The sequence below is a fragment of the Streptomyces sp. NPDC017943 genome (assembly GCF_044328425.1).
In the GTDB taxonomy this organism is placed as follows: Bacteria; Actinomycetota; Actinomycetes; order Streptomycetales; family Streptomycetaceae; genus Streptomyces; species Streptomyces djakartensis_A.
This window is the reverse complement of sequence record NZ_JBIRHH010000010.1, coordinates 186,687-210,708: the sequence shown is the minus strand read 5'-3', so window position 1 is coordinate 210,708 and position 24,022 is coordinate 186,687. Positions and strand designations below refer to the sequence as shown.

The 24,022-nt window shown below is 74.8% G+C and carries 6 protein-coding genes; 5 read left to right on the top strand and 1 reads right to left on the bottom strand.

Annotated elements, in window-relative coordinates; genetic code table 11:
- Nucleotides 1–13: 13 nt before the first annotated feature.
- From ACH4C6_RS29420 to ACH4C6_RS29410, 3 genes are all read left to right on the top strand, one after another.
- Nucleotides 14–19,933 carry a non-ribosomal peptide synthase/polyketide synthase gene (locus ACH4C6_RS29420; RefSeq protein WP_398111658.1) on the top strand — a complete coding sequence of 6,640 codons (19,920 nt, stop codon included), beginning with the start codon at nucleotides 14–16 and terminating at the stop codon, nucleotides 19,931–19,933.
- A 104-nt stretch (nucleotides 19,934–20,037) separates the two neighbouring features.
- Nucleotides 20,038–20,241: an MbtH family NRPS accessory protein gene (locus tag ACH4C6_RS29415; protein WP_055606248.1), complete on the top strand. Its 204-nt coding sequence runs from the start codon at nucleotides 20,038–20,040 to the stop codon at nucleotides 20,239–20,241.
- 93 nt (nucleotides 20,242–20,334) lie between these two features.
- A complete protein-coding gene (locus ACH4C6_RS29410; RefSeq protein WP_398111657.1) occupies nucleotides 20,335–20,847 on the top strand; it encodes a GNAT family N-acetyltransferase in 513 nt (170 codons plus the stop codon).
- Between the two features lie 70 nt (nucleotides 20,848–20,917).
- Here the strand turns inward: ACH4C6_RS29410 and ACH4C6_RS29405 are convergent, their stop codons facing one another.
- Nucleotides 20,918–21,580 (bottom strand): hypothetical protein, encoded by a 663-nt coding sequence (locus ACH4C6_RS29405; RefSeq protein WP_398111656.1) that lies wholly within the window; start codon nucleotides 21,578–21,580, stop codon nucleotides 20,918–20,920.
- Nucleotides 21,581–22,159: 579 nt separating this feature from the next.
- Between ACH4C6_RS29405 and ACH4C6_RS29400 the strand changes: the two genes are divergently transcribed.
- Nucleotides 22,160–22,888, top strand: a complete 729-nt coding sequence (locus ACH4C6_RS29400; protein WP_398111655.1) for a TauD/TfdA family dioxygenase — start codon at nucleotides 22,160–22,162, stop codon at nucleotides 22,886–22,888.
- A gap of 79 nt (nucleotides 22,889–22,967) precedes the next feature.
- The gene (locus ACH4C6_RS29395) at nucleotides 22,968–24,005 is read left to right on the top strand and encodes a diiron oxygenase (RefSeq protein WP_398111654.1); all 1,038 of its coding nucleotides are present in this window, start codon (nucleotides 22,968–22,970) and stop codon (nucleotides 24,003–24,005) included.
- Nucleotides 24,006–24,022 lie beyond the last annotated feature (17 nt).

Here is a 24,022-nt window from a genome sequence, read left to right as displayed (position 1 = left end):
GGACCGGACGACCATGACGTCTTCGAAGCGAAACCGTGCCGAGGCCCTGCCGCAGGACCTCCAGGAAGCACTCCGCCGCCGGCTGGCCGGACGGACCGCCCCGGGCACCCCCGGCGCCGCCCGGCAGGCCATCCCGCGCGCCGACCGCACCCGCCCGCTGCCGCTGTCCTTCGCCCAGCAGCGCCTGTGGTTCCTGGACCGGCTGCGCCCCGGCGACCCGCGCTACAACAGCGCCGTCGCGCTGCGCCTGACCGGCGCCCTCGACCACACCGCCCTGGCCGCCGCGCTGGAGCACGTGGTGGCGCGGCACGAGGCGCTGCGCACCACGTTCGAGGAGCACGACGGCACACCCGCGCAGACCGTGCACCCCGCCGGGCCGCTCCCGCTGCCCGTGCACGACCTCTCCGAAGAGGCCGGCGCCGGCCTGGAGACGGCCCTGCTCGCCGAGTACGAGCGGCCCTTCGACCTGGAGGCCGGGCCGCTGCTGCGCGCCCTGCTCCTGCGGGAGGCACCCGGCGCGCACATCCTGTTGCTGACGGCCCATCACATCGTCATCGACGGTTGGTCCATGGGCGTCGTGCTCGACGAGCTGATCACCGCCTACGACGCCCTCGCCCGGGGCGCGAGCCCGGCCCTGGCTCCGGTCGCCACGCAGTATCCGGACTTCGCCGTCTGGCAGCGCGAGCAGCTGTCCGGCGCCCGGCTGGAACGGCACCTGACGTACTGGAAGGAGCACCTGTCCGGGGCGGTCGCGTCCGAACTGCCGCTGGACCGGCCCCGCCGCGGCGAGGAGTCCGGCGCGGGCGCCGTGCACACCTTCACCGTCCCCGCCGCCACCACCGCCCGGCTCAGGCAGCTCGCGGCCGACCGGCACACCACCCTGTTCACCGCCCTGGTCGCCGCCTGCCAGACCCTGCTGGCCCGCTGGTCCGGGCAGGACGACATCACCGTCGGCTCGCTCACCCCGGGGCGCGGCCGCACCGACCTGGAACGGGCCGTCGGGTTCTTCGTCAACACCGTCGCGCTGCGCACCCGCGTCGAGACCGGCGGCACCTTCCGGGAGCTGCTCACCGCCGCCGCGGACACCGTCAACGACGCCTTCGCGCACGGCGACACGCCGTTCGAGCGGCTGGTCGAGGCCGTCGGGGCGACCCGAGAGGCGGGCCGCAACCCCCTGTTCGACGTGATGGTCCTGCTGCACCCGGAACCGCCCACCGCGCCCGACCCGCACGGCCTGGCCGCCTCCCCGGTCGCCCTGCCCCGGCGGGCCGCCACCTTCGACCTGAGCGTGGAGTTCGTGCCCGACGGCGACGGGCTGACCGGCCTGCTGGAGTACCGCACCGACCTCTTCGACGCCGCTACGGCCGCCCGCATGGCGGACCAGCTGCTGCGCACGCTCGACGGCGCCGCCGCCGACCCCGACCGTCCGCTCGGCGCCCTGCCCCTGCTCTCGCCCGAGCAGGAACGGCAGGTGACCCACGACTGGAACGCCACCGCGCTCACGGTCCCCGAGGAGACCCTGCCCGAGCTGTTCGCCCGGCAGGCGGCGCGCACCCCGGACGCCCTCGCTCTCGTCGCCGGTGACATACGCCTCGACCACGCGACGCTCGACGCGCGCGCCGACCGCCTGGCCCGTCACCTCGTGTCGCGGGGAGCAGGTCCGGAGCGCCTGGTCGCCCTCCGGCTGCCGCGCACCGCCGACATGATCGTGGCGATCCTCGCCGTCTGGAAGGCCGGCGCCGGCTACCTGCCGCTGGACCCGGCGCTGCCCGAGGACCGGGTGCGGTTCCTCCTCGACGACGCGCGCCCCGCGCTCGTCCTCGACGAGACCGCGCTGCGGGAGGCGTACGACGCTCAAGACGCCATCGCCGACGCCCCGTTGCCGCCCCCGCACCCCGACACCACCGCCTACGTCATCTACACCTCCGGCTCCACCGGCCGCCCCAAGGGCGTGACCGTGACACACCGGTCCGCGGCGAACCTCCTCGCGGGGCACCGCGAGGGCTTCGTCGCCGAGGCGGGCGGCGGACCCCTGCGGGTGGCGCTCACGGCCTCGTTCTCCTTCGACACCTCCCTGGAGGGCGTGCTGCTGATGGCCGACGGCCATCCGCTGCACCTGGTCGACGAGACGACCCGGCTGGACGCCGCCGCCCTGGTCGAGTACGTCGTCGAGCACCGCATCGACTTCCTCGACCTCACCCCCACCTACCTGCGCCAGCTGCTTCCCGCCGGGCTGCTCACCGACCCGCGCCACCACCCGCGCGTCCTCATGCTCGGCGGCGAGGCCGTCGGCCCCGCCCTGTGGCGGGAGCTGGCGGCCCGGCGCGACGTGGCCGCGTACAACTTCTACGGCCCCACCGAGTGCACCGTCGACGCGCTGGCCTGCCGGATCACCGGCGACGGCCGGCCGACCGTGGGCCGGCCGCTGCCCAACGTGCGCGCCTACGTCCTCGACGAGCGGCTGCGGCCCGTCCCGCCCGGCGTCGGCGGCGAGCTGTACCTGGCCGGTGTGCAACTGGCCCGCGGCTACAGCGGCCGTCCCGGACTGACCGCCGCGCGCTTCCTGCCCGACCCGTTCGGCCCGCCCGGCACCCGCATGTACCGCACCGGCGACCTGGCCCGCTGGGGCGCCGACGGGCGCCTGGACTACCTGGGGCGCGCCGACGACCAGGTCAAGGTGCGCGGCCACCGCATCGAACCCGGCGAGGTCGAGGCGGCCCTGACCGACCTGCCCGGGACCGCCGCCGCCGCGGTCGTCGCCGTCAGCGACCCGCACGGCCACGTCCGGCTCGCCGCCTATCTCGTCCCCGCGGACCCCGAGGCCAGGCCCGTCCCGGGCGAGGTGCGGACGGCCCTGAGGCGGACGCTGCCCGACCACATGGTGCCGTCCTCCTTCACCGTGCTCGACGCCCTGCCGATGACCGTCAGCGGCAAGGTCGACCGGCGCGCCCTGCCCGCACCCGACTTCGAAGGCGCCGAGCAGGAGCGGGAGTTCGTCGCCCCGCGCACCCCCGAGGAGGAGACCCTCGCGCGCATCTGGACCGAGGTGCTGGGCGCGCGCCGGGTGGGCGTCACGGACAACTTCTTCGAGCTGGGCGGCGACTCCATCCTCAGCATCCAGGCGGTCTCCCGCGCCCGCGCGGCCGGGCTGCACCTGACCTCGCGGGACGTCTTCCGCCACCAGACCGTCGCCGACCTCGCCGCCGCCGCGTCGGTGCGCACCGCGCAGGTGCCCGCGCCCCGGCGCCCCGCCGAGGAGGGCCCGGCGCCGCTCACCCCGGTCCAGGAGTGGTTCTTCGCCACCCACGGCCCGCTCAAGCACTTCAGCATGTCGATGCTGCTGGACCTGCCGCACGACCTCGACACCCCGGCGCTGGAGCGCGCCCTGGAGGCACTCGCCGCCCACCACCCGGCGCTGCGCACCCGGTTCGCCCGCTCGGGCGACAGCTGGCGGCAGCACCCCGGCGAGGGCCCGGCCACCGGTCTGCTCACCCACCACGACCTCTCCGACGCCGCCGACCCGGCGGCGGAGCGCGAACGGGCCGCCGGGTCCGCCCGCGCCGCACTCGACCCCGAGACCGGCGCCCTGCTGCGCGCCGCCCTGTTCACCCACTCCGGCGAGCGGCCGCAACTCTTCGTCGCCGCGCACCACTTGGCCGTGGACAGCGTCTCCTGGCGGATCCTCCTCGCCGACCTCGCCGCCGCCTACCGGCAGGCCGCCGGGGGAGAGACGATCCGGCTGGAGCCCGTCGCCACACCGTTCACCGACTGGGCCGCGCACCTCGCGCGCCGGGTCCGCGACGGCGACCTGGACGCCGACCTGCCGCACTGGACGGCCGAGGCCGCCGAGCCCCGCACCCCGCTGCCCGTGGACCGCCCCGGCACCCCGCCGGCCGGTTCGGTCCGCACCCTCGACGCCCGCGTGGACCGCGCCACCACCGAGGCGCTGCTGCGCCGGGTGCCCGCCGTCTACCGCACCCAGGTCAACGACGTGCTGCTCGGCGCGCTGAGCCGGGTCCTCGCAGACTGGACGGGCGCCGAGCGGGTGACCGTCCTCCTCGAAGGCCACGGCCGCGAGGACGACACGCTGGACCTGGCCCGCACGGTGGGCTGGTTCACCGCCCAGTACCCCGTCACCCTCGCGCCCGCGGGACCGTCCACGGCGCCCGACTGGGGCGCCACCCTCAAGGCGGTCAAGGAGCGGCTGCGGTCCGTGCCCCGGCACGGCCTGACGTACGAGGCACTGGCCCGCCTCGGCTCGCCCGACCCCGCCGCGCGCGCCCTCAAGGATGTGCCGCTGCCGCAGATCAGCTTCAACTACCACGGCCAGTGGGAGGCCGCCGACGGCGGCGACTTCGCCCCGGCGGGCGAGACACCCGGCCGCGACATCGCCCCGGACACCCCCCTGGACCACCTGCTGGACGTGTCCGCCGTGGTCACCGACGGCGAACTCCACCTCACCTGGCACTACAGCGACCAGGTGCACGACGAGGCCACCGTCCGCGCGCTCGCCGACGGCATGACCGCCGCGCTCGCCGCGATCACCGAGCACTGCGCCCGGCCCGGCGCGGGCGGCCGCACCCCGTCCGACTTCCCGCTGGCCCGCCTCGACCAGGAACGCCTGGACCGCCTCGTGGGTGACGGCCGCGACGTGGAGGACGTGCTGCCGCTCACCCCGCTCCAGGAGGGCATGCTCTTCCACCGGCTGGTCGGCGGCCCCGACGACGTCTACGTCGACCAGGCCGGCCTGCTCCTCGACGGCGTAGCCGACCCGCACGCCTTCGCCGTCGCCTGGCAGCGCGTCACCGACCGCACCCCGGCCCTGCGCACCCGCGTCGTCTGGGAGGACGTCCCCGTACCCCTCCAGGTCGTGCACCGCGACGTCCGGATGCCGGTCACCCACCTCGACTGGCGCGATCTGGACCATGAGGAACGCGCCGAGCGCCTGGCCGCGCTGCGCGCCGACGACCTGGCCCGCGGCATCGACCTCGCCGCGGCGCCGCTGATGCGGCTGACCCTGGTCCGGCTGCCCGACGCCCGGCTGCACCTGCTGTGGACCTCCCACCACCTGATCCTGGACGGCTGGAGCCTCGCCCAGGTGCTGACCGAGGTGTGCGAGGAGTACGCCGCGCTCACCGCGGGCGCCGAGGCCCGGCCGCCGCTGCGCCGCCCCTTCGGCGACTACGTGCGCTGGCTCGCCGACCAGGACCCCGACACGGCCCGCGCCCACTGGCAGAACGTCCTCGCCGGGTTCGCCGAACCCACCCCGCTGCCCGCCGACCGCCCCCTGCGCGAGGCCCACCAGGCCCGCTCCGCCGCCCTGCACACGGCCGGCCTGGACGCGCAGGCGTCGGCCTGCCTCGCGCGCACCGCCCGCGAGGCGGGACTCACCCTCAACACGGTCGTCCAGGGCGCCTGGGCGCTGCTGCTGTCCCGCTACGCCGCCCAGGACGACGTGCTGTTCGGCACCACCGTCTCCGGACGGCCCGACGACCTGCCCGGCGTCGAGTCGATGGTCGGCATGTTCATCAACACCGTGCCCACCCGCGTCCGCGTCGACCCCGCCCGCCCCGCCGGGGCCTGGCTGCGCGAACTCCAGGACGTACAGGCCGAGTCGAGACGGTTCGCGGCCGCCTCGCTCGCCGAGCTGACGCAGCTGAGCGACGTGCCGTCCGGCAGCCCGCTCTTCCACAGCATGGTCGCCTTCGAGAACTACCCCTTCGACGAGGCCCGCACGGCCGGGATCCGCCTGGCCGAGGTGACCTCCCGCGACGCCACCAACTACCCCCTCGTCCTGCGCGCCTACCACGGCGAACGCCTCGGCTTCGACCTCGCCTACGACCCGGACCTGTTCGACGCGGCCACCGTCCGCGCCCTCGCCGGCCGGCTCTGCCTGCTCCTGACCGGGCTCGCCGACGGCACCGACAAGCCGCTGCGCACCCTGGCCTGGACGACCGCCGAGGAACGGCATCGGATCCTCACCGACTGGAACGGCACCGCCTCCGGCCGCCCCGCCGAGACCCTGGTGGACCTGTTCGAGGCACAGGCCGCCCGCACCCCCGGCGCCGTCGCCGTCACGTGCGGGGCCGAGCACCTGGACTACGCGACCCTCGACGCCCGCGCCGGCCGCCTCGCCCACCGGCTCGCCGAACTCGGCGTCGGCCCCGAGCGGTTCGTCGCCCTCGCCCTGCCCCGCTCCACCGACCAGGTCGTCGCGGTCCTGGCCGTGCTGAAGACCGGCGCCGCCTACCTGCCGATCGACCCGAACTCGCCCGCCGAACGCATCGCCCACCTCCTGGCCGACGCCGCCCCCGTCACCCTGGTGACCACCACCGGCACCGCGGCCCGCGTCGACGGCACCGGTGTGCCCGTCGTCCTGCTCGACGCCCCGGACGAGGTGGCCGGGCTCGCCCGGCGCCCGGCCACCGGACCCGAACCGGTCCACCGCCCCCTGCCGGAGAGCCCCGCCTACGCCATCTACACCTCCGGCTCCACCGGCCGCCCCAAGGGCGTCGTGATCCCGCACGCCAACGTGGTGCGGCTCTTCACCGGCACCCGCCCGTGGTTCGACTTCGGCCCGGACGACGTGTGGACCCTGTTCCACTCCTACGCGTTCGACTTCTCCGTGTGGGAGCTGTGGGGCCCGCTGCTGCACGGCGGCCGGCTCGTCGTCGTGCCCGACGAGACCGCCCGCTCCCCGGAGGACTTCCTGCGGCTGCTGGCCGACGAAGGGGTCACCGTCCTCAACCAGACGCCGTCCGCGTTCTACCCACTGGTGCGCGCCGACGCCGAACACCCGGACACCGGTGCCCGCCTCGCCCTGCGCACGGTGGTCTTCGGCGGTGAGGCCCTCGACGTCGGCCGGCTCACCGACTGGTGGGCCCGCCACCCGGCCGACACCCCCCGCCTGGTCAACATGTACGGCATCACCGAGACCACCGTGCACGTCACCCACGCCCCGCTGGACCCCGCCACCGCCGCGCACGGCCCCGCCAGCCCCATCGGCGTCGCGATACCCGACCTGCGGGTCTACGTGCTCGACGCGGACCTGGCCCCCCTGCCGCCGGGTGCGACGGGCGAGCTGTACGTCGCGGGGGAGGGCCTGGCCCGTGGCTACCTGGGCCGCCCCGGCCTGACCGCCACCCGGTTCCTCGCCGACCCGTTCGGCCCGGCCGGCAGCCGCATGTACCGCACCGGTGACCGCGCGAAGTGGCGGCCCGACGGCACCCTGGAGTACCTGGGCCGCGCGGACGCCCAGGTGAAGATCCGCGGCTACCGCATCGAGCCCGGCGAGATCGAGGCCGCCCTGCACGCCCATCCCGGTGTCGCCGACACCGCCGTCGGTGTGTTCGAGGACACCTCCGGCACCCGCCGCCTGGTGGCCCACGTCGTCGGCACCGGCGGCGCGACACCCCCGGCGACCGAGCTGCGCGCCCACCTGGAGCGGCTGCTGCCCGCCCACATGGTGCCCGCCGCCTACGTCCCGATGGACGCTCTCCCGCTCACCGTCAACGGCAAGCTCGACCGCCGCGCCCTGCCCGCCCCGACGGCGGACGGCTACGCCGCCGACACCGACCGGACCGCACCGCGCACCCCCGCCGAGCGGGCCGTCGCCGCGGCCTGGTCGGACGTCCTCGGGGTCCAGGAGGTGTCCGCCGGGGACGACTTCTTCGCGCTCGGCGGCGACTCCATCCTCGCCGTCCGCGTCACCGCCCGGCTGCGCGCCGCGTTCGGCCCCGACGTGTCCCCGCGCGTGCTGTTCACCCACAGCACCGTGGCCGCGCTCGCCGCCGAACTCGGCGACCCCGCGGGAGACACCTCCGCCGCGCCCGCCGACGCGATCCCCGCGACCGCCCCCGAGACCCCGGCGCCGCTGTCGTACGCCCAGCAACGCCTGTGGTTCCTCGACCGGTTCGAGCCCGGCAGCACCGAGTACACGACGCTGTCCGTGCTGCGCCTGCGCGGCCCGCTCGACGAGCCGGCCCTGCGCACCGCCCTGGACGGCCTCGTCGCCCGCCACGAGTCCCTGCGCACCACCTTCGTCGAGCACGACGGGCAGCCCCGGCAGGTGGTGCACCCGCCCCACCCGGCCGCCCTGACCGTGGACGACCTCAGCGCAGCCTCCGATCCGCAGGCCGCGCTGGAGGCAGTGCTGGAGCATGAGGCCGCCACGCCGTTCGACCTGGCGGCCGGGCCGCTGCTGCGCGCCCGCCTGGCCCGCATCGCGGACGACGAGCGCGTCCTGGCCCTCGCCGTGCACCACATCGTCACCGACGGCTGGTCCCGCGGTGTCCTCGGCCGGGATCTCGGCGAGCTGTACGCGGCCGCCCACGAGGGCCGCGACCCCGAACTCCCCGGCCTGCCCGTGCGCTACGCCGACCACGCCACCTGGCAGCGCGCCCGCACCGACCAGGTCGAGCGGCAACTCGCCCACTGGCGCGAGCGACTGGCCGGCGTACCGCCGCTGGAGCTGCCGACCGACCGGCCGCGTCCCGCCGTCCGCAGCCGCGACGGCGCCCTCGTGACCTTCACGCTGCCCGTCGAGCTGACCGACCGCCTGCGCGAGCGGGGCCGGGAAGCCGACGCCACCCTCTACATGACCCTCCTCGCCGGCTGCACGGTCCTGCTGTCCCGCTGGGCCGACCAGGACGACTTCGCCCTCGGCACCGTCACCGCGGGCCGCGAGCGCCCCGAACTGCACGACGTCGTCGGCATGTTCGTCAACACCCTGGTCCTGCGCAACGAGGTCCGGCCCGGCACGTCGTTCCGCACGCTGCTCGAGCAGGTGCGCGGCACCGTCCTGGACGCCTTCGCCCACCAGGACGTGCCCTTCGAACGGCTGGTGGACGCCCTCCGGCCCGAACGCGACACCAGCCGCACCCCCCTGTTCCAGGTCATGGTCGCCCTGCACAACCTGGGCGCCGAGGCGCCCGAACTGCCCGGCTTGGACGCCGAGCCGCTCCTGCCGCCGGTCCGGCACGCCACCTTCGACCTGGCCTTCGACTTCGTCGAGGGCGACGACGGCCTCACCGGCCACCTGGAGTACGACACCGGCCTGTTCGACGAGGACACCGTCCGCGGCCTGGCCGCCCGCCTGCGCCTGCTGCTGGAGGCGGCGGTGCGGGAACCGGACCGCGACGTACGGGCGCTGGACCTGATGACCGCCGACGAACGACAGCGGGTGCTGCACGACGGGCAGGGAAACCGCCTCACCGTCCCGGACACCACCTTCCCCGCCCTGTTCGAGGCCCAGGCGGCCCGCACCCCGCACGCCACCGCGCTGGTCGCCCGCGACGCCACCCTCGACTTCGCCGCCCTCAACGACCGCGCGAACCGGCTCGCCCACCACCTGCTGGCCCTGGGCGCCGGACCCGAGCGGGTCGTCGCCGTCCGGCTGCCGCGCACCTCCGAGCTGATGGTCGCGGTCCTCGCCGTCGCCAAGTCCGGCGCCACCCTGCTCCACCTCGACCCCGACCTGCCCGCCGAACGCGCCGCTGGGCTCCTCGAGGACGCCGCCCCGCGCGTCGTGCTCACCGCCGACGCGCTGCGCGCCACCCCGTGGGACCGGCTGCCCGCCCACGACCCCACCGACCGCGACCGCCCGGCCCCCCTGCTCCCGCAGCACGCCGCGTACATGATCTACACCTCCGGCTCCACCGGCCGCCCCAAGGGCGTCGTCGTGGAACACCGCCACCTGGTCAACCTCTGCCACGACCACCGCGAGGGGCTCGTCGCCCCGCACACCGCGGACGGGCGGCGGCTGCGCGCCGCGCTCAGCGCCTCGTTCTCCTTCGACACCTCCTGGGAGGGCCCGCTGCTGCTCGCCCTCGGCCAGGAGGTGCACCTCGTCGACGAGGACGTGCGCCTGGACCCCGAGGCGTTCTGCGCGCAGATCGCCGAGCGGAACCTGGACCTGGTCAACGTCACCCCGTCCTTCCTGCGCGAACTCCTCGCAGCGGGCCTGCTGGCCCCCGGCCGCCACCACCCCCGCGTCCTGCTCGTCGGCGGCGAGGCGACCGGCCCCGACACCTGGCGCGAGCTGTGCGCCGATGCCGAACTCGGGGTCACCGCCTACAACATGTACGGCCCCACCGAGTGCACCGTCGACGCCACCTACGGCCGCGTCACCGACCGCCCCGACCGGCCGGTCATCGGACGGCCCGGCGCCAATCTGCGCGCCTACGTCCTCGACGGCGCCCTGCGCCCGGTGCCGCCCGGCACGCCCGGCGAGCTGTACCTCGCCGGCGCCCAGGTCGCCCGCGGCTATCTGAACCGCCCCGGCCTGACCGCCGCGCGGTTCCTCGCCGACCCGTTCGGCGCGCCGGGGGAGCGGATGTACCGCACCGGTGACCGCGCCCGCCGCGACGCCCGGGGACTGCTGGAGTTCCTGGGCCGCGCCGACGAACAGATCAAGATCCGCGGATTCCGCATCGAACCCGGCGAGATCGAGGCCGCGCTGCTCGCCCACCCGGGCGTCGCCGACGCCGTCGTCACGGCACGCGAGCACGCGGGCCGCCGGATGCTCGTGGCCTACCTCGTGCCCACCGGGGACACCGCCCCGGCCGCCGACGAACTGCGCCTCGCCCTCCGCCGCACCCTGCCGGACCACATGGTCCCGGCGGCGTTCGTGCCGCTGACCCGGATCCCGCGCACCACCAGCGGCAAGACCGACCGCCGTGCCCTGCCCGCCCCGCCCGCGCAGCCCGACACCACCGCCGGCTACGTGGCGCCCCGCCCGGGCACTGAACAGACGCTGGCCACGATCTGGGCCGACGTCCTGCGCGTCGAACGGGTCGGCGCGCGCGACAACTTCTTCGCGCTCGGCGGCGACTCGATCCTCAGCATCCAGATCGTCTCCCGGGCCCGCCAGGCCGGTCTCGCGCTGACCACCAAGGACGTCTTCCGCCACCAGACCGTCGCCGAACTCGCCCTGCGCGTCACCGAGTCCGCGCCCGTCACCACCGACGCCACCGCCCCCGCCGAGGCACCGCTCACCCCCATCCAGCGCTGGTACCTCGACGGCCGCGCCCCCGGCGACCCGCTGCGGTTCACCATGTCCCAGCGCCTCCAACTCGCCCCCGGCACCGACCTGTCCGCCCTGCGCACCGCCGTGGACGCCGTCGTGGGTCACCACCCCGCGCTGCGCACCCGCTTCCGCCGCACTGAGGACGGCTGGCGCCAGGAGGTCCTGCCCGGCGTCCCGGACGGCACCGTCACCCTGCACGACGTGACCGGCCTCGACGGCCCCGCCCTGGAGACCGAGGCGGCCCGCCTCGCGGACGAGGCCCGCGCCACCCTCGACCCCACCGAGGGCCGGACGGCGCGCGTCCTCCTCCTCGACCGAGGTCCGCACGCCGCAGCCCAACTCCTGTTCGTCGTGCACCACTTGACCGTCGACGGCGTCTCCTGGCGGATCCTCCTGGCCGACCTGGAGACCGCCCACCGGCAGGCCGCCGCCGGACAGCCCGTCGAGCTGCCGCCGGCCACCACCGCCTACGGCCGCTGGGCGGCGCGGCTGGAGGCCCACACCCGCTCCGGCGCCCTGGACGGCGACCTCGCCCACTGGCGGCGCACCGCCGAGACCCCCGCCGAGCTGCCCGCGGGCCGCTCCGGCCCCAACACGCATGGCACCGCCGCCACCGTCACCGTGGAACTGGAGCCGGAGACCACCGAGGCCCTGCTGCGGCAGGTGCCCGAGGTCTACCGCACCCAGGTCAACGACGTCCTGCTCAGCGCCCTCGGCCGCACCCTGGCCCGCTGGTGCGGGCGTGACAGCGTGCTGGTCGGCGTGGAGGGCCACGGCCGCGAGGACCTCTTCGACGACCTGGACCTGTCCCGGACGGTCGGCTGGTTCACCGCCGAGTTCCCGCTCGCGCTGACCGTCGCCGCAGACGCCGGCTGGCACGACACCCTCCGCTCGGTCAAGGAGCAGCTGCGCGCCGTGCCCCTGCGCGGCCTGAGCCACGGCGCCCTGCGCCACCTGCTGCCCGACAGCCCGCTGGCCGGCGCCCCGGCGCCGCGGATCGGCTTCAACTACCACGGCCAGTGGGACGCCGACGCGGGCGGCAGCGGCCTGTACGCCGCCGCCCTGCCCCCGGCCGGCTCCGACACCGACCCGGACGCCCCCCGGCCCTACCTGCTGGACATCACCGGCGTGGTGCAGGACGGCCGGCTCGAACTCGGCTGGACCTACTCGCCGGCCGTCTACGACGAGGCCACCGTCCGCACCCTCGCCGAGGAGATGTGCGCGGCGCTGCGCGAGATAGCGGCCCACTGCGCCCGCCCCGACGCGGGCGGCCGCACTCCGTCCGACTTCCCGCTGGCCGGACTCGGCCAGCCGGAGCTGGACCGCCTCGTGGGCGACGGCCGGCACGTGGCCGACGTCCTGCCGCTCACCCCGTTGCAGGCCGGCATGCTCTTCCACGGCCTGGTGGACACGGCGGGCGCCTACTCCGACCGCGTGGCCGTCCGCCTGTCCGGCGTGAGTGACCCGCGGCGCTTCGCCGCCGCCTGGCAGCAGGTCGCCGATCGCACCGAGGCCCTGCGCACCAGCGTCCACTGGCAGGGCCTGCCGCACCCCGTGCAGGTCGTGCACCGCCACGTGGAGCTGCCCGTCACCCACCTGGACTGGCGCCGGCTCACGCCCGAGGAGCGCGCGACGGCCACCGAGGACCTGCTGGCCGCCGACCGCGCCACCGGCATGGACCTGACCACCGCACCCCTCACCCGCATCACCCTGGCCGCACTGCCCGGCGACGAGGTCCTGCTGCTGTGGTCCTCCCACCACCTGATCCTGGACGGCTGGAGCACCGGCCAGCTCCTCACCGAGGTGTGCGAGCGCTACGCCGCCCTCGCCGGCGGCCGGACGGCCCCCGCACCGGTCAGGCGCCCGTTCGCCGACTTCCTGCGCTGGCTGCACGACCAGGACGAGGCCGCCGCCGAGACCCACTGGACCGACACCCTCGCCGGGTTCACCGCCCGCACCCCGTTGCCCTACGACCGCACGCCGGCCGAGGAGCACCGCGCCCGCGCCGCCGCCCTCACCAGCCGGCGACTGGACGAGGACCTCTCGGCGCGGCTGCGGCAGGGCGCCGCCCGGGCCGGACTCACGGTGAACACCGTCATCGAGGGCGCCTGGGCGCTGCTCCTGGCCCGCCACAGCGGACGCGACGACGTCGTGTTCGGCACCACCGTCTCCGGGCGCCCGGCCGAACTGCCCGGCGTGGAGTCGATGATCGGCATGTTCATCAACACCGTGCCCACCCGCGTCCGAGTCACGGGCGGGGGAGCGGCGTCCTGGCTGCGCGCGGTGCAGGAGCACCAGAGCGACACCCGGCGCTTCGACCACCTCGCCCTGCCCCGCATCCAGGCGCTGAGCGAAGTCCCGGCCGGCGAGGCGCTGTTCGACAGCATGGTGGTGTTCGAGAACTACCCCGTCGACGAGTCCGCCACCGCCCGCACGGGCGTCCAGGTCGAGGAGGTGCGCGCCGAGGACGCGCCCACCTTCCCGCTGTGCCTGCGCGCCCACCTCGGCGACCGCCTCGGCCTCGACCTCGCCTACGACGACGGCCTGTTCGACACGGGGACCGCCGAACGCCTCGCGGACCGCCTCACGGTCGTCCTGCGCGCCCTCGCCGACGCCCTGGAGAGCGACACGGATGCGACCGGCCTGGAGGCGCTGACCGAGGACGACCGCGCCCTGCTGGACCGGTGGAACACCGCCGCCCGCCGGGCCGAACCCAGCAGCCCCGTCGCCCTGTTCGCCGAGCAGGCCCGCCGCACACCGGAGGCAACCGCGCTGCGGGACGGCGACATCCACCTGACGTACCGTCAACTCGACGACTGGTCCGACGCGGTGGCCTCCCGCCTCCTCGCAGGCGGACTGCGCGCCGAGGACCGGGTGGCCCTGCTGATGGACCGCTGCGCCGCCCTCGTCGTCGCCCAGCTCGCCGTCCTGAAGGCGGGCGGCGCCTACGTGCCTGTGGACGCCCGCGCCCCCGAGGACCGGCGCCGCACGCTCATCGAACGCGCGGGCGCGACGGTCCGGTTGTCCGCCGACGACGTCACCGCCGCGCGCACCCCCGTGCCGGACGCGCCCCCCGCCGCACCCGCGGACCCCGACCGGCTCGCCTACGTGATGTTCACCTCCGGGTCGACCGGCGAGCCGAAGGCGGTCGCCGTACGCCACCGCGACGTGGCCGCCCTCGCCACCGACGGCCGCTTCACCGGCGGCGTGTGCGACCGGGTGCTGCTGCACTCCCCGGTGGCCTTCGACGCCGCCACCTTCGAGGTGTGGGCGCCGCTGCTCACCGGCGGGTGCGTCGTCGTCGCTCCCACGCGGCCGCTGGACGCCGCGCTGCTGCGGCAGCTGGTCCGCGACACCGGCCTGAGCGCGCTGTGGCTGACCGCCGGCCTGTTCCGGCTCCTCGCGCAGGACGCGCCGGACTGCTTCACCGGCCTGCGCCAGGTCTGGACCGGCGGCGACGTCGTGCCCGCCGCGGCCGTCCGCCGCGTCCTGGCCGCCTGCCCGGGCCTGACCGTCGTGGACGGCTACGGCCCCACCGAGACGACGACGTTCGCCACGTCGTTCGCCCTCACCGACGCGGCCGCCGTCCCGGACACCGTGCCCATCGGCCACCCGCTCGACGAGATGCGCGTGCACGTCCTCGACGGCCGGCTGCGGCCCGTGCCACCGGGCTGCCCGGGCGAGCTGTACCTCGCCGGCGAGGGCGTCGCCCGCGGCTACCTCAGCCGCCCCGGGGACACCGCGGCCCGCTTCCTCGCCGACCCGGCCGGCCCGGCCGGCAGCCGCATGTACCGCACCGGCGACCTGGTCCGCCGCCGCCCCGACGGCACCGTCGAGTTCCTCGGCCGCGCCGACGACCAGGTGAAGATCCGCGGCTTCCGCGTCGAGCCGGGGGAGGTCGAGGCGGTCCTCGCGGGACACCCCGGCGTCACCGACGTGACGGTGCTGGCCCGCGAGGACCGGCCCGGCAGCCGCCGCCTGGTCGCCTACGTGGTGGGCACCGAAGACCTCACCGCCCTGCGTGAGTTCGCACGAAGCTCCCTGCCGGACTACCTCGTGCCGTCGGCGTTCGTCGTCCTGCCCGCGCTGCCGCTCAGCCGCAACGGCAAGGTCGACCGGGCGGCCCTGCCCGCGCCGGAACCCGTGAGCGGCGCGTCGCAAGGCGAGCGGGCCGAGCCGCGCACCGACGCGGAGCGCCGCACGGTGGAGATCTTCGCCGACGTCCTGTCCGTGCCGCGCCCCGGCGTGCGGGACGACTTCTTCCAGCTGGGCGGTGACTCCATCCTCAGCATCCGGCTGGCCGTCCGCCTGGCCGAGGCGTTCGGCACCGAACTGTCCCCGCGCGCGGTGTTCACCCACCCGACCCCCGAGGCCCTCGCCGCCCTGCTCACCGAGGACCGCCCCGCCGACTCCGCCCCCGTCGCGATCCGCCCGGTCACCCGGGACACGCCCGCCCCGATGTCGTACGCCCAGCAACGCCTGTGGTTCCTGGAGGAGTTCGCGCCGGGATCCGGCGAGTACGTCACCGCGCTGGCCCTGCGGCTGCGCGGCCGGCTCGACGTGCCCGCCCTCACCGCGGCGCTGCACTCCCTGGTCGAGCGGCACGAGGCGCTGCGCACCACCTTCGACGCGGTCGACGGCCACGGCGTGCAGATCGTCCACCCGGCCGGGGACGTGCCGCTGACCCTGCACGACCTCTCGCAGCTCACGGGCGGCGAACGCGACGCCCTGCTCGCGGAGCTGCTGGACGCCGAACGCGCCCGCACCTTCGACCTGCGGCGCGGCCCGCTCCTGCACACGGGCCTGATCAGGCTCGCGGACGACGAGCACGTCCTGACGCTGACCCTGCACCACATCGTCACCGACGGCTGGTCCACCGGTGTGCTCACGGGCGACCTCGCGCACTTCTACCGCACCGAACTGGGCGCGCAGACAGGCGTGTTGCCGCCGCTGCCGGTGCAGTACGCCGACTACGCGCACTGGCAGCGCGGACGCGGCACGGACGAGAACCTCACGTACTGGAAGGAGCACCTGGCCGGGCTGGAGACGCTGGACCTGCCCACCGACCGGCCCCGTCCGGCCGTGCGCACCCACCACGGCGCCTCCGTACGGCTCTCCCTGCCCCGCGAGACGACCCGCCGCCTCGCCAGGGTGGGCCGCGACCGGCAGGCGACCCTGTTCACCACCCTCGTCGCCGCCGCCCAGGCCTACCTGGCCCGGCTGACCGGCGGTGAGGACATCACCGTCGGCACGGTCACCTCCGGCCGCGACCGCGCCGAGGTCCAGCACCTCGTCGGGTTCTTCGTGAACACGCTCGTGCTGCGCTCGCGCGTCAGGCCCGACCGCCCGTTCCCCGAGTTCCTCGACGAGGTCCGCGGCACCGTCCTGGACGCCTTCGCCCACCAGGAGGCGCAGTTCGAGCAGGTCGTGGACGAGGTCCAGCCGGTCCGCGACACCAGTCGCACCCCGCTGTTCCAGGTCATGGTCGTCCTCCAGAACGCCCCGGCCGCCGCCCTCGACCTGCCCGGCCTGGAGGTCACCGACGTCGACAGCGAGCTGCGGCACGCCGCGTTCGACCTCACCCTGGAGTTCGCCGAGACCGGCACCGGCGAACTGCACGGCGTCCTCACCTACAACACCGATCTGTTCGACACGGCCACCGTCGAGCGCATGGCCGACCAGCTCGGCACCCTGCTGACCGCCGTCGCCGAGAACCCCGACCGGCCCCTGGGCGCCCTGCCCCTCGCCACCGACGAGACCCTCAAAGCAGTGCTCGACCAGGGCCGCGCCACCGCCCGGCCGATCCCGGCGGCCACCCTGCCCGAGCTGTTCGAACGACAGGCCGCCCACACCCCCGACGCCGTCGCCCTGGCCGACGCCGACGGCCGGGAGCTGACGTACGCGCACGTCGAACGCGCCGCCAACCGGCTGGCCCATCACCTCATCGCCCGGGGCGTGGGACCCGAGCGGATCGTGGCGCTGGCCCTGCCCCGCAGCGCGGAGACGGTCGTGGCGCAGCTCGCCGTCACCAAGACCGGCGGCGCCTTCCTGCCCGTCGACCCCGACTACCCGCAGCAGCGCCGGGAGTTCATGCTCCGCGACGCCGGCGCCCGGCTTGTCCTGGACGACCCGGCCGCCGTGTGGGACGCCGGCGGCCCGGACACCGCGCCCACGGACGCCGACCGCACCTCCCCGCTGACCGTCGACCACCCGGCATACGTGATCTACACGTCCGGCTCCACCGGGACGCCGAAGGGCGTCACGGTGACGCACCGCGGCCTCGCCGCCTTCGCCGCGGGGGCCGCCGACCGCTACGACGCGGGCCCCGGCGACCGGGTCCTGCAGTTCGCCTCACCCAGCTTCGACGCCTCGGTGCTGGAACTGTGCGTGTCCCTGCTCAGCGGAGCCACCCTGCTCACCGGGGAGGAGGGCCCCCTCGTCGGCGAACGCCTCGCCGAGACCCTCGCGGGGCGGCGCGTCAGCCACACCCTCATCCCGCCGGCCGCCCTCGCGACGGTCGACCCGCAGGCCGCCGACACCCTGCCGCACCTGCGCACCCTCATCGTCGGCGCCGAGGCCTGCCCCGCCCACCTCGTCGAACGATGGGCCCCCGGCCGGCGGATGATCAACTCGTACGGCCCGACCGAGGCCACCGTCGTCGCCACCTGGACCGGCCCGCTCACCCCGGGCGCGGGCGCCCCGCCCATCGGGCGCCCGGCCGCCGCCACCCGCGTCCACGTCCTCGACGCCGCCCTGCGCCCCGTCCCGCCCGGCGTCACCGGCGACCTCTACGTGTCCGGACCCGGCCTGGCCCGCGGCTACCTCCACCGGCCCGGCCTGACCGCGTCCCGCTTCGTCGCCGACCCGTTCGGCGCCCCCGGCGAGCGCATGTACCGCACGGGTGACCGCGCCCGCTGGGACGCGAACGGCGACCTGCGCTTCGCCGGACGCGCCGACGCCCAGCTCAAACTGCGCGGCTTCCGCATCGAACCCGGCGAGATCGAGAGCGCGCTGCGCGGCAGCCCGCTGGTGCGCGACGCGGTGGTCACCGTCCGCGCCGGCGGCAGCGACCCGGACGGCCGCTCCGGAGCGCGGCTGGTCGCCTACCTCGTCCCCGCCGACGGCAGCCCGGACACCCTGCCGGTGCCCGAGCTGCGCGACCACCTCGCCGGACTGCTCCCGGCGTACATGATCCCCTCGGCGTTCGTGCCGCTGGACCGGCTGCCGCTCACCCCGAACGGCAAGACCGACCGGGGCGCGCTGCCGGAACCCGGGCCCGCGCACACCGCAGGCGGACCGCACACGCCGCCGCGCACCGACACCGAACGCCGCATCGCCCGCATCTGGGCCGACGTCCTCGGCGTGGCCGACGTCGGGGCGCACGACAACTTCTTCCACCTCGGCGGCGACTCCGTCCTCAGCATGCAGGTCGTCTCCCGGCTGCGGCGCGACGGGCTGCACCTGACGACCCGTGACCTCTTCACCCACCAGACCCTCGCCGAACTGGCCGGCGTGGTCACCGCCGCGCCCCTGCACGCCGGGGACGAAGCGGTGAGCGGGGAGGTGCCGCTCACCCCCATCCAGGACTGGTTCCTGAGCAGCCCGCGCGCCAGCCACGCCCACTTCAACCAGTCCCTGCTGGTGGAACTCGCCCCCGGCGTGGACGCCACCGCGCTGGAGACGTCACTGAACGCCCTGCTCGACCACCACGACGCCCTGCGCATGCGCTTCACCGCCGGCCAGGAAGGCTGGCGCCAGTTCAACCCGCCGCCGGCCGACACCGACCGCGGCGGGCTCCTCATCCGTCACGACCTCGGCGGACGCACCTCCGCCGACGCCGACGCGGCGATGGAGAAGGCCGCCGACGCCCTGCACACCGGATTCGACCTCGCGCGCGGCCCACTGCTCCGTGCGGCCCTGTTCACCGGCGCCGCCGACCGGCCGGACTTCCTCCTCCTGGTCGGTCACCACCTGGTCGTGGACGCCGTCTCCTGGCGCATCCTGCGCGACGACCTGGAGGCCGCCTACCGGCAGGCGGTCCAGGGCGGACCCGTGGCACTCGGCGAACGCAGCACCTCCTTCCGCGACTGGGCCCGCGGCCTCGCCGCACACGTCGCCTCCGGCGCCCTCGACCACGAACTGCCCTACTGGGAACGCGCCGTGGACACCGAGCCGCTCCCGTCCGAGACACCGGAGGGCGCGGACACCGGCACCGTCGACACGCTCACCGTCGAACTGGACGAGGCGGACACCGAGGCGCTGCTGCGGGCCGCACCGACCGCCTACCGCACCCGCGTCAACGACGTGCTGCTCGCCGCCCTCGCCCTCGCCCTGGCCCGCTGGACCGGCCACGAGGACGTCCGCCTGGACCTGGAGGGACACGGCCGCGAGGACGTCCTCGACGACGTCGACCTGACCCGGACGGTCGGCTGGTTCACCACCGTCCACCCCGTCGCCCTCCAGGTCCCCGAGCCCGCCGACCTCGGCCCCGACCGCGACTGGCGCACCCTGGTGAAGTCCGTACGCCGCCAGCTGCGCGCCGTGCCCGGCAACGGCCTCGGCTTCGGCGCCCTGCGCACCTTCGGCCCGCCCGAGGTGCGCGAGCGCCTGGGACGCGCCGCCCACGGACAGGTCGTCTTCAACTACCTCGGACAGTGGGACTCCCGCCCCGAGAACCCCGGGGACGGCCTGGTCCGCGCCGAACACGGCTCGTTCGGCCGCCACCACGACCCGCGCGACAGCGGCTCCCACCCGCTGGAGATCGTCGGCGCCGTCCAGCGCGGCCGGCTGTCCTTCACCTGGCACCACCGGCCCGCCCTGCACGCCACCGACACCGTGCGCCGGGTCGCCGAGGACTTCGCCCGGGCGCTGCGCCACATCGCCCACCACGCCCGCGAGCGCCGGTGACCCCCCGCCCCGTGGGCCGTGCCCCACCGCCGGCACCCCGGGACCGACCCGTTCCCGACCGCACCACCCACCCGTACCGGACCCAGAGAGCGAGACCGACAGACATGGACGAGAACACCCGCTACCAGGTGCTGCGCAACGACGAGGACCAGTACTCGCTGTGGCCCGTCGACGTCGAGGTGCCCGCCGGCTGGCAGCCCGTCGGCAAGGAGGGCACCGAGGCCGAGTGCTCCGCCTACGTCGACGAGGTCTGGACCGACATGCGCCCGCGCAGTCTGCGGGAGCGCATGGAGAACGCCGAAGCCTGACGCACCAGCGCGGGACCGGGCCGGGGCGCGCCCTGCGACGACACGCCCCGGCCCGGCCCCGCCCGCCCGGCCCGCAACTCCCGAGGAGCCCTCATGACACCGGTCCTGCACACCGAACGACTCACCTTCCGCCCCTACCGACCCGAGGACGAGGACCACTTCGTGGAGCTGCTGCGCGACGAGGAGGTCTGCCGCTGGATGGGCCAGGACCGCGTGCCCGAGGCGGACATCCGCACGCTGTTCCGCGCCATCCTCACCGACGTCTACCCCAAGCGGATGTTCGACGTGTGGGGGATCTGGGAGTCGGAGACGTTCATCGGGCACGCTGAGGTGAAGAAGACGGGCAACGTCGACGGACACGAACTGATCGCCGCCCTGGCGCCCCCCTACTGGGGCCGGGGCCTGGGCACCGAGGTGGTCCGCGGACTGCTGCGTCACGCCGCCGACAACCTCGGCCTGAAGGAGGCCTACGGCATGGTCGGCGCCGACAACGCGGCCAGTCTCGCGATGTGCCGGCGCCTGGGCTTCCGGCACGTGCGCGACGTGACCGGCGACGACGGGAAGGTGACCCGGATGGTGGTGATCCCGACGACGGAACGGGACTGACCGGCGGCCCCGCGGGACCGCCGATCCCGGTGCCCCGCCGACGCCGGCCGGGGTGCCCCGAGGAATCCGTTCAGGGTGTGAAGACCTGCTCCAGCCGGTCGATGGCCCCGTCCTCGCCGAGGTGGTACCGGAACACCAAGCCGCTGTCGGGGTGCGCCTCCAGCCAGTCGAGGAACTCCTGCACGCCGATGGGCTGGTTCTCGGTGCTCGCGACGATGGGGTCGGTGACGGTGACGTAGGCGGCCTGGTCCATGGGCAGGTAGGTCTCCTTGCCGACCGTCTCGAACGGTGCGCCGTCCGAGTCCGGCGTGCCGCAACCCCAGTTGCCGTGCCGGAAGATCAGGCTCAGGGACCCGCCCTCCGGTGTGTAGCGGTACACGGCGATCTCGTCCGGCGAGATCGGCATCTTGTGGTCGCAGCCGTCGTCCTCACCCCCGGCGCCGGAGGACGCCTTCGCGCCGGGGGACGCGGGGGTCGCGGGTGTACCCGCCGGCGCCGGGGGAGTGGTGGACTTGCCGCCCGCGGCGGGCGAGGCCTTCCCGGCGGCCTGCGAGGGCGAGGCCCCGGCGGTGGCCTGCTTGCTCCCCGCCGGCGAGGCCGTGGCGGCCGGCGTCGCCTTGCCGCCCGACGCCGGCGCGTCGGGAGAGCAGCCGGTGAGCGTCACGACGCCGGCCACGCAGGCGGCCAGGGTGAGCGTCCGGAGCGCGATCGGTCTGGAGCGGCCTGCGGTCATCACGATGTGTCCCCCGATGCGGTGGCGGCGACCACTGCGTAGCCGCGTCAGCTTGAGGACTCATATTCAGCCACCCCCACCTCGTTCGACGCCGCCCGGCGGCATCTGTTGCGAATCGGTGACCGAATCCGGATGGTCGGCTCACCGTCCGCGACGGCGACGACCGGCTACGGCCTCGGTCTCTTTGCAGACGCTCATGTGCGGACCGGTGGGGCGCCGGGCGACCCGGGGCACCGCGGCCCGGCTCCGCGACGACGCGGTTGGGGCGGCGCGGGAGCCGCCCGGGGCGTTGCGGGACGGATGCCGATATTCGTCGTGCGGTGCACGCCAACCGGACGCAATGCCCCGGTCGGGAGATATCAACTCGGGTCCGCATACGCCTGTTTGACTTCCATTCACCTGCGGGAACGCCCAGCGACGAGAAACGTGGCACGTACATTTGGTTCCGTGAGTCATCTCACAATGTGGCCCGTTGCGGCTCCACCCACCGCTCACGGATGATCACTCCGGGTACGCCGACCGATTGGTCTCGACCGGTCGTCGGCCGACCCGTTTCGATCAAGGATGGGGGAGTCCTACATGTCTACGGCCCTTGATGTGCACACCCGGGAACTTGCAGAGCAGGGGTACACGCTGCTCGAGGGGATCGGCACGGACGAGGAGGCGGCTGCCGCCGTCGGCGCCTTCGGTGACCTGATTCCGCAGTACGACGGCTCGCTGCGCTACCAGGTGAAGGCCGCTCCGGGTTTCGAGGAGCGCCGCTACTCGAAGAGCGTCAACACGATCCTGGTGCACACCGAAGCACCGGGCTGGAACCCGCCGCCCACCTACCTGGCCCTGCACTGCCGGGTCCAGGCCACCTGCGGCAGCGGTCACACCGAACTCGCCGACATGCGGCAGTTCGTCGCCTCGCTGCCCGACCGCGACCGGGCCGCCCTGTACGAGCGCCACGTCGAGTGGGTCGGACACAACACCGGAGGAGTCGGCACCGAAGGAGTCCGCCGCCCCGTCGTCGACGTCACCGACAGCGGCCGGGAGATCCTCCGCTTCAGCTACAACCTGCTGACCACCGGCCAGTACGACCCGCCGGTCGACGCCTCCGTCGACCCGGAGCGACTGCCGCTCGGCAGCTTCGGCATCCACCTCGCGGAACAGGCCGAAGCCTTCTTCCGGGAGCACCGCGTGTCGGTGCTCATCCCCGAGAACCACGTCCTGGTGTGGGACAACCAGCGCATGGTGCACGCCCGTTCGGCCTACACGGACAAGCGGCGCCACCTCACCCGCTACTGGATCGCCGCCCAGCGCTGACACCGCGCACCCGTCACCAGTCACCCCGTCACCGGTGGCACACGCACCGGGACAGCAACCGATCACGTGAGGCCCACGCATGACTGACGACCGGATCGCGCCGGTTCAGGACGAGCAGTTCCCCACCGGGCTGCCGGAAGAGCTCCGGGGACTGCCCGAGGGCGTACCCCGCCACGACCCCGACGACCAGATCGAGAGCGCCGTCATCCGCCGCCTGGTCGGAAACTGGCACCGGCGTGCCACCGTCAAGCGCGACGAGCCGAACCTCGACGACCTGTTCGAGCTCGACCGCCCCGACTACCCCGAGCGGATCCTGCCGTTCCACGACCACCCCACCTACCGGGCCCTCGACCCCGAGAAGCGGACCCAGCTGCTGAGCTGGGCCTGGATCGCCTACAACCGGCACACCATCATGGCCGAGCAGAAGGTGGCCAACCCCGCCTTCGCGCTGGTCATGGAGGGCGAGTACCCCGAGCTCCAGGACGAGGCGCTCAACATCTCGCTGGCCCAGGCGATGGTCGACGAGCAGTACCACACGCTGATGCACCTCAACGCCAGCGCCGTCACCCGGCGCAAGCGCGGCTGGGCGATGCCCGACCACCACCTGCCGATCTCCCACACGGCACGCGAGCACCAGCGCCTGCGCGACACCGCGGACGAGCGCTGGCAGCAGTCCCTGACCACCCTCGCGTTCGCGACGGTGTCGGAGATCTCCATCAACGCCTACCTGGACCTGCTCGCCGACGACCCGGACATCCAGCCGATCAACAGCAGCACCGCCAGACTGCACAACCGCGACGAGTACTGCCACGCCTCGATCTCCGCCGTGCTCGCCGAGGTCGTCCACGACCGGCTCGACGAGAAGAAGCAGCGCTACTTCCGCGACATGCTCTTCGAGGGGCTGGAGGCCTTCGTGGCCACCGACTACACCACCTGGCACCGCATCATGGACCTGGTCGGCGTCGAGGGCGGTCACGAGATGCTGCACGACTGCCGGGCCGAGCAGAGCCGCAGCCGGCTGGTCCGCGACTACACGGGACTGCACACCCTGATCGAGCGGATGGGTGTCCAGGAACTCGTCGAGTTCGACTGGTCCAAGTCCTACGTGGCGCGCTGAGCGGAATCGAGACGAAC

Excerpts from the sequence above, each read along its gene's own strand:
- ACH4C6_RS29420 (WP_398111658.1), top strand. The coding sequence starts at position 14 with ATGACGTCTTCGAAGCGAAACCGTGCCGAGGCCCTGCCGCAGGACCTC.
- ACH4C6_RS29415 (WP_055606248.1), top strand. The coding sequence starts at position 20,038 with ATGGACGAGAACACCCGCTACCAGGTGCTGCGCAACGACGAGGACCAG.
- ACH4C6_RS29410 (WP_398111657.1), top strand. The coding sequence starts at position 20,335 with ATGACACCGGTCCTGCACACCGAACGACTCACCTTCCGCCCCTACCGA.
- ACH4C6_RS29405 (WP_398111656.1), bottom strand. The coding sequence starts at position 21,580 with ATGACCGCAGGCCGCTCCAGACCGATCGCGCTCCGGACGCTCACCCTG.
- ACH4C6_RS29400 (WP_398111655.1), top strand. The coding sequence starts at position 22,160 with ATGTCTACGGCCCTTGATGTGCACACCCGGGAACTTGCAGAGCAGGGG.
- ACH4C6_RS29395 (WP_398111654.1), top strand. The coding sequence starts at position 22,968 with ATGACTGACGACCGGATCGCGCCGGTTCAGGACGAGCAGTTCCCCACC.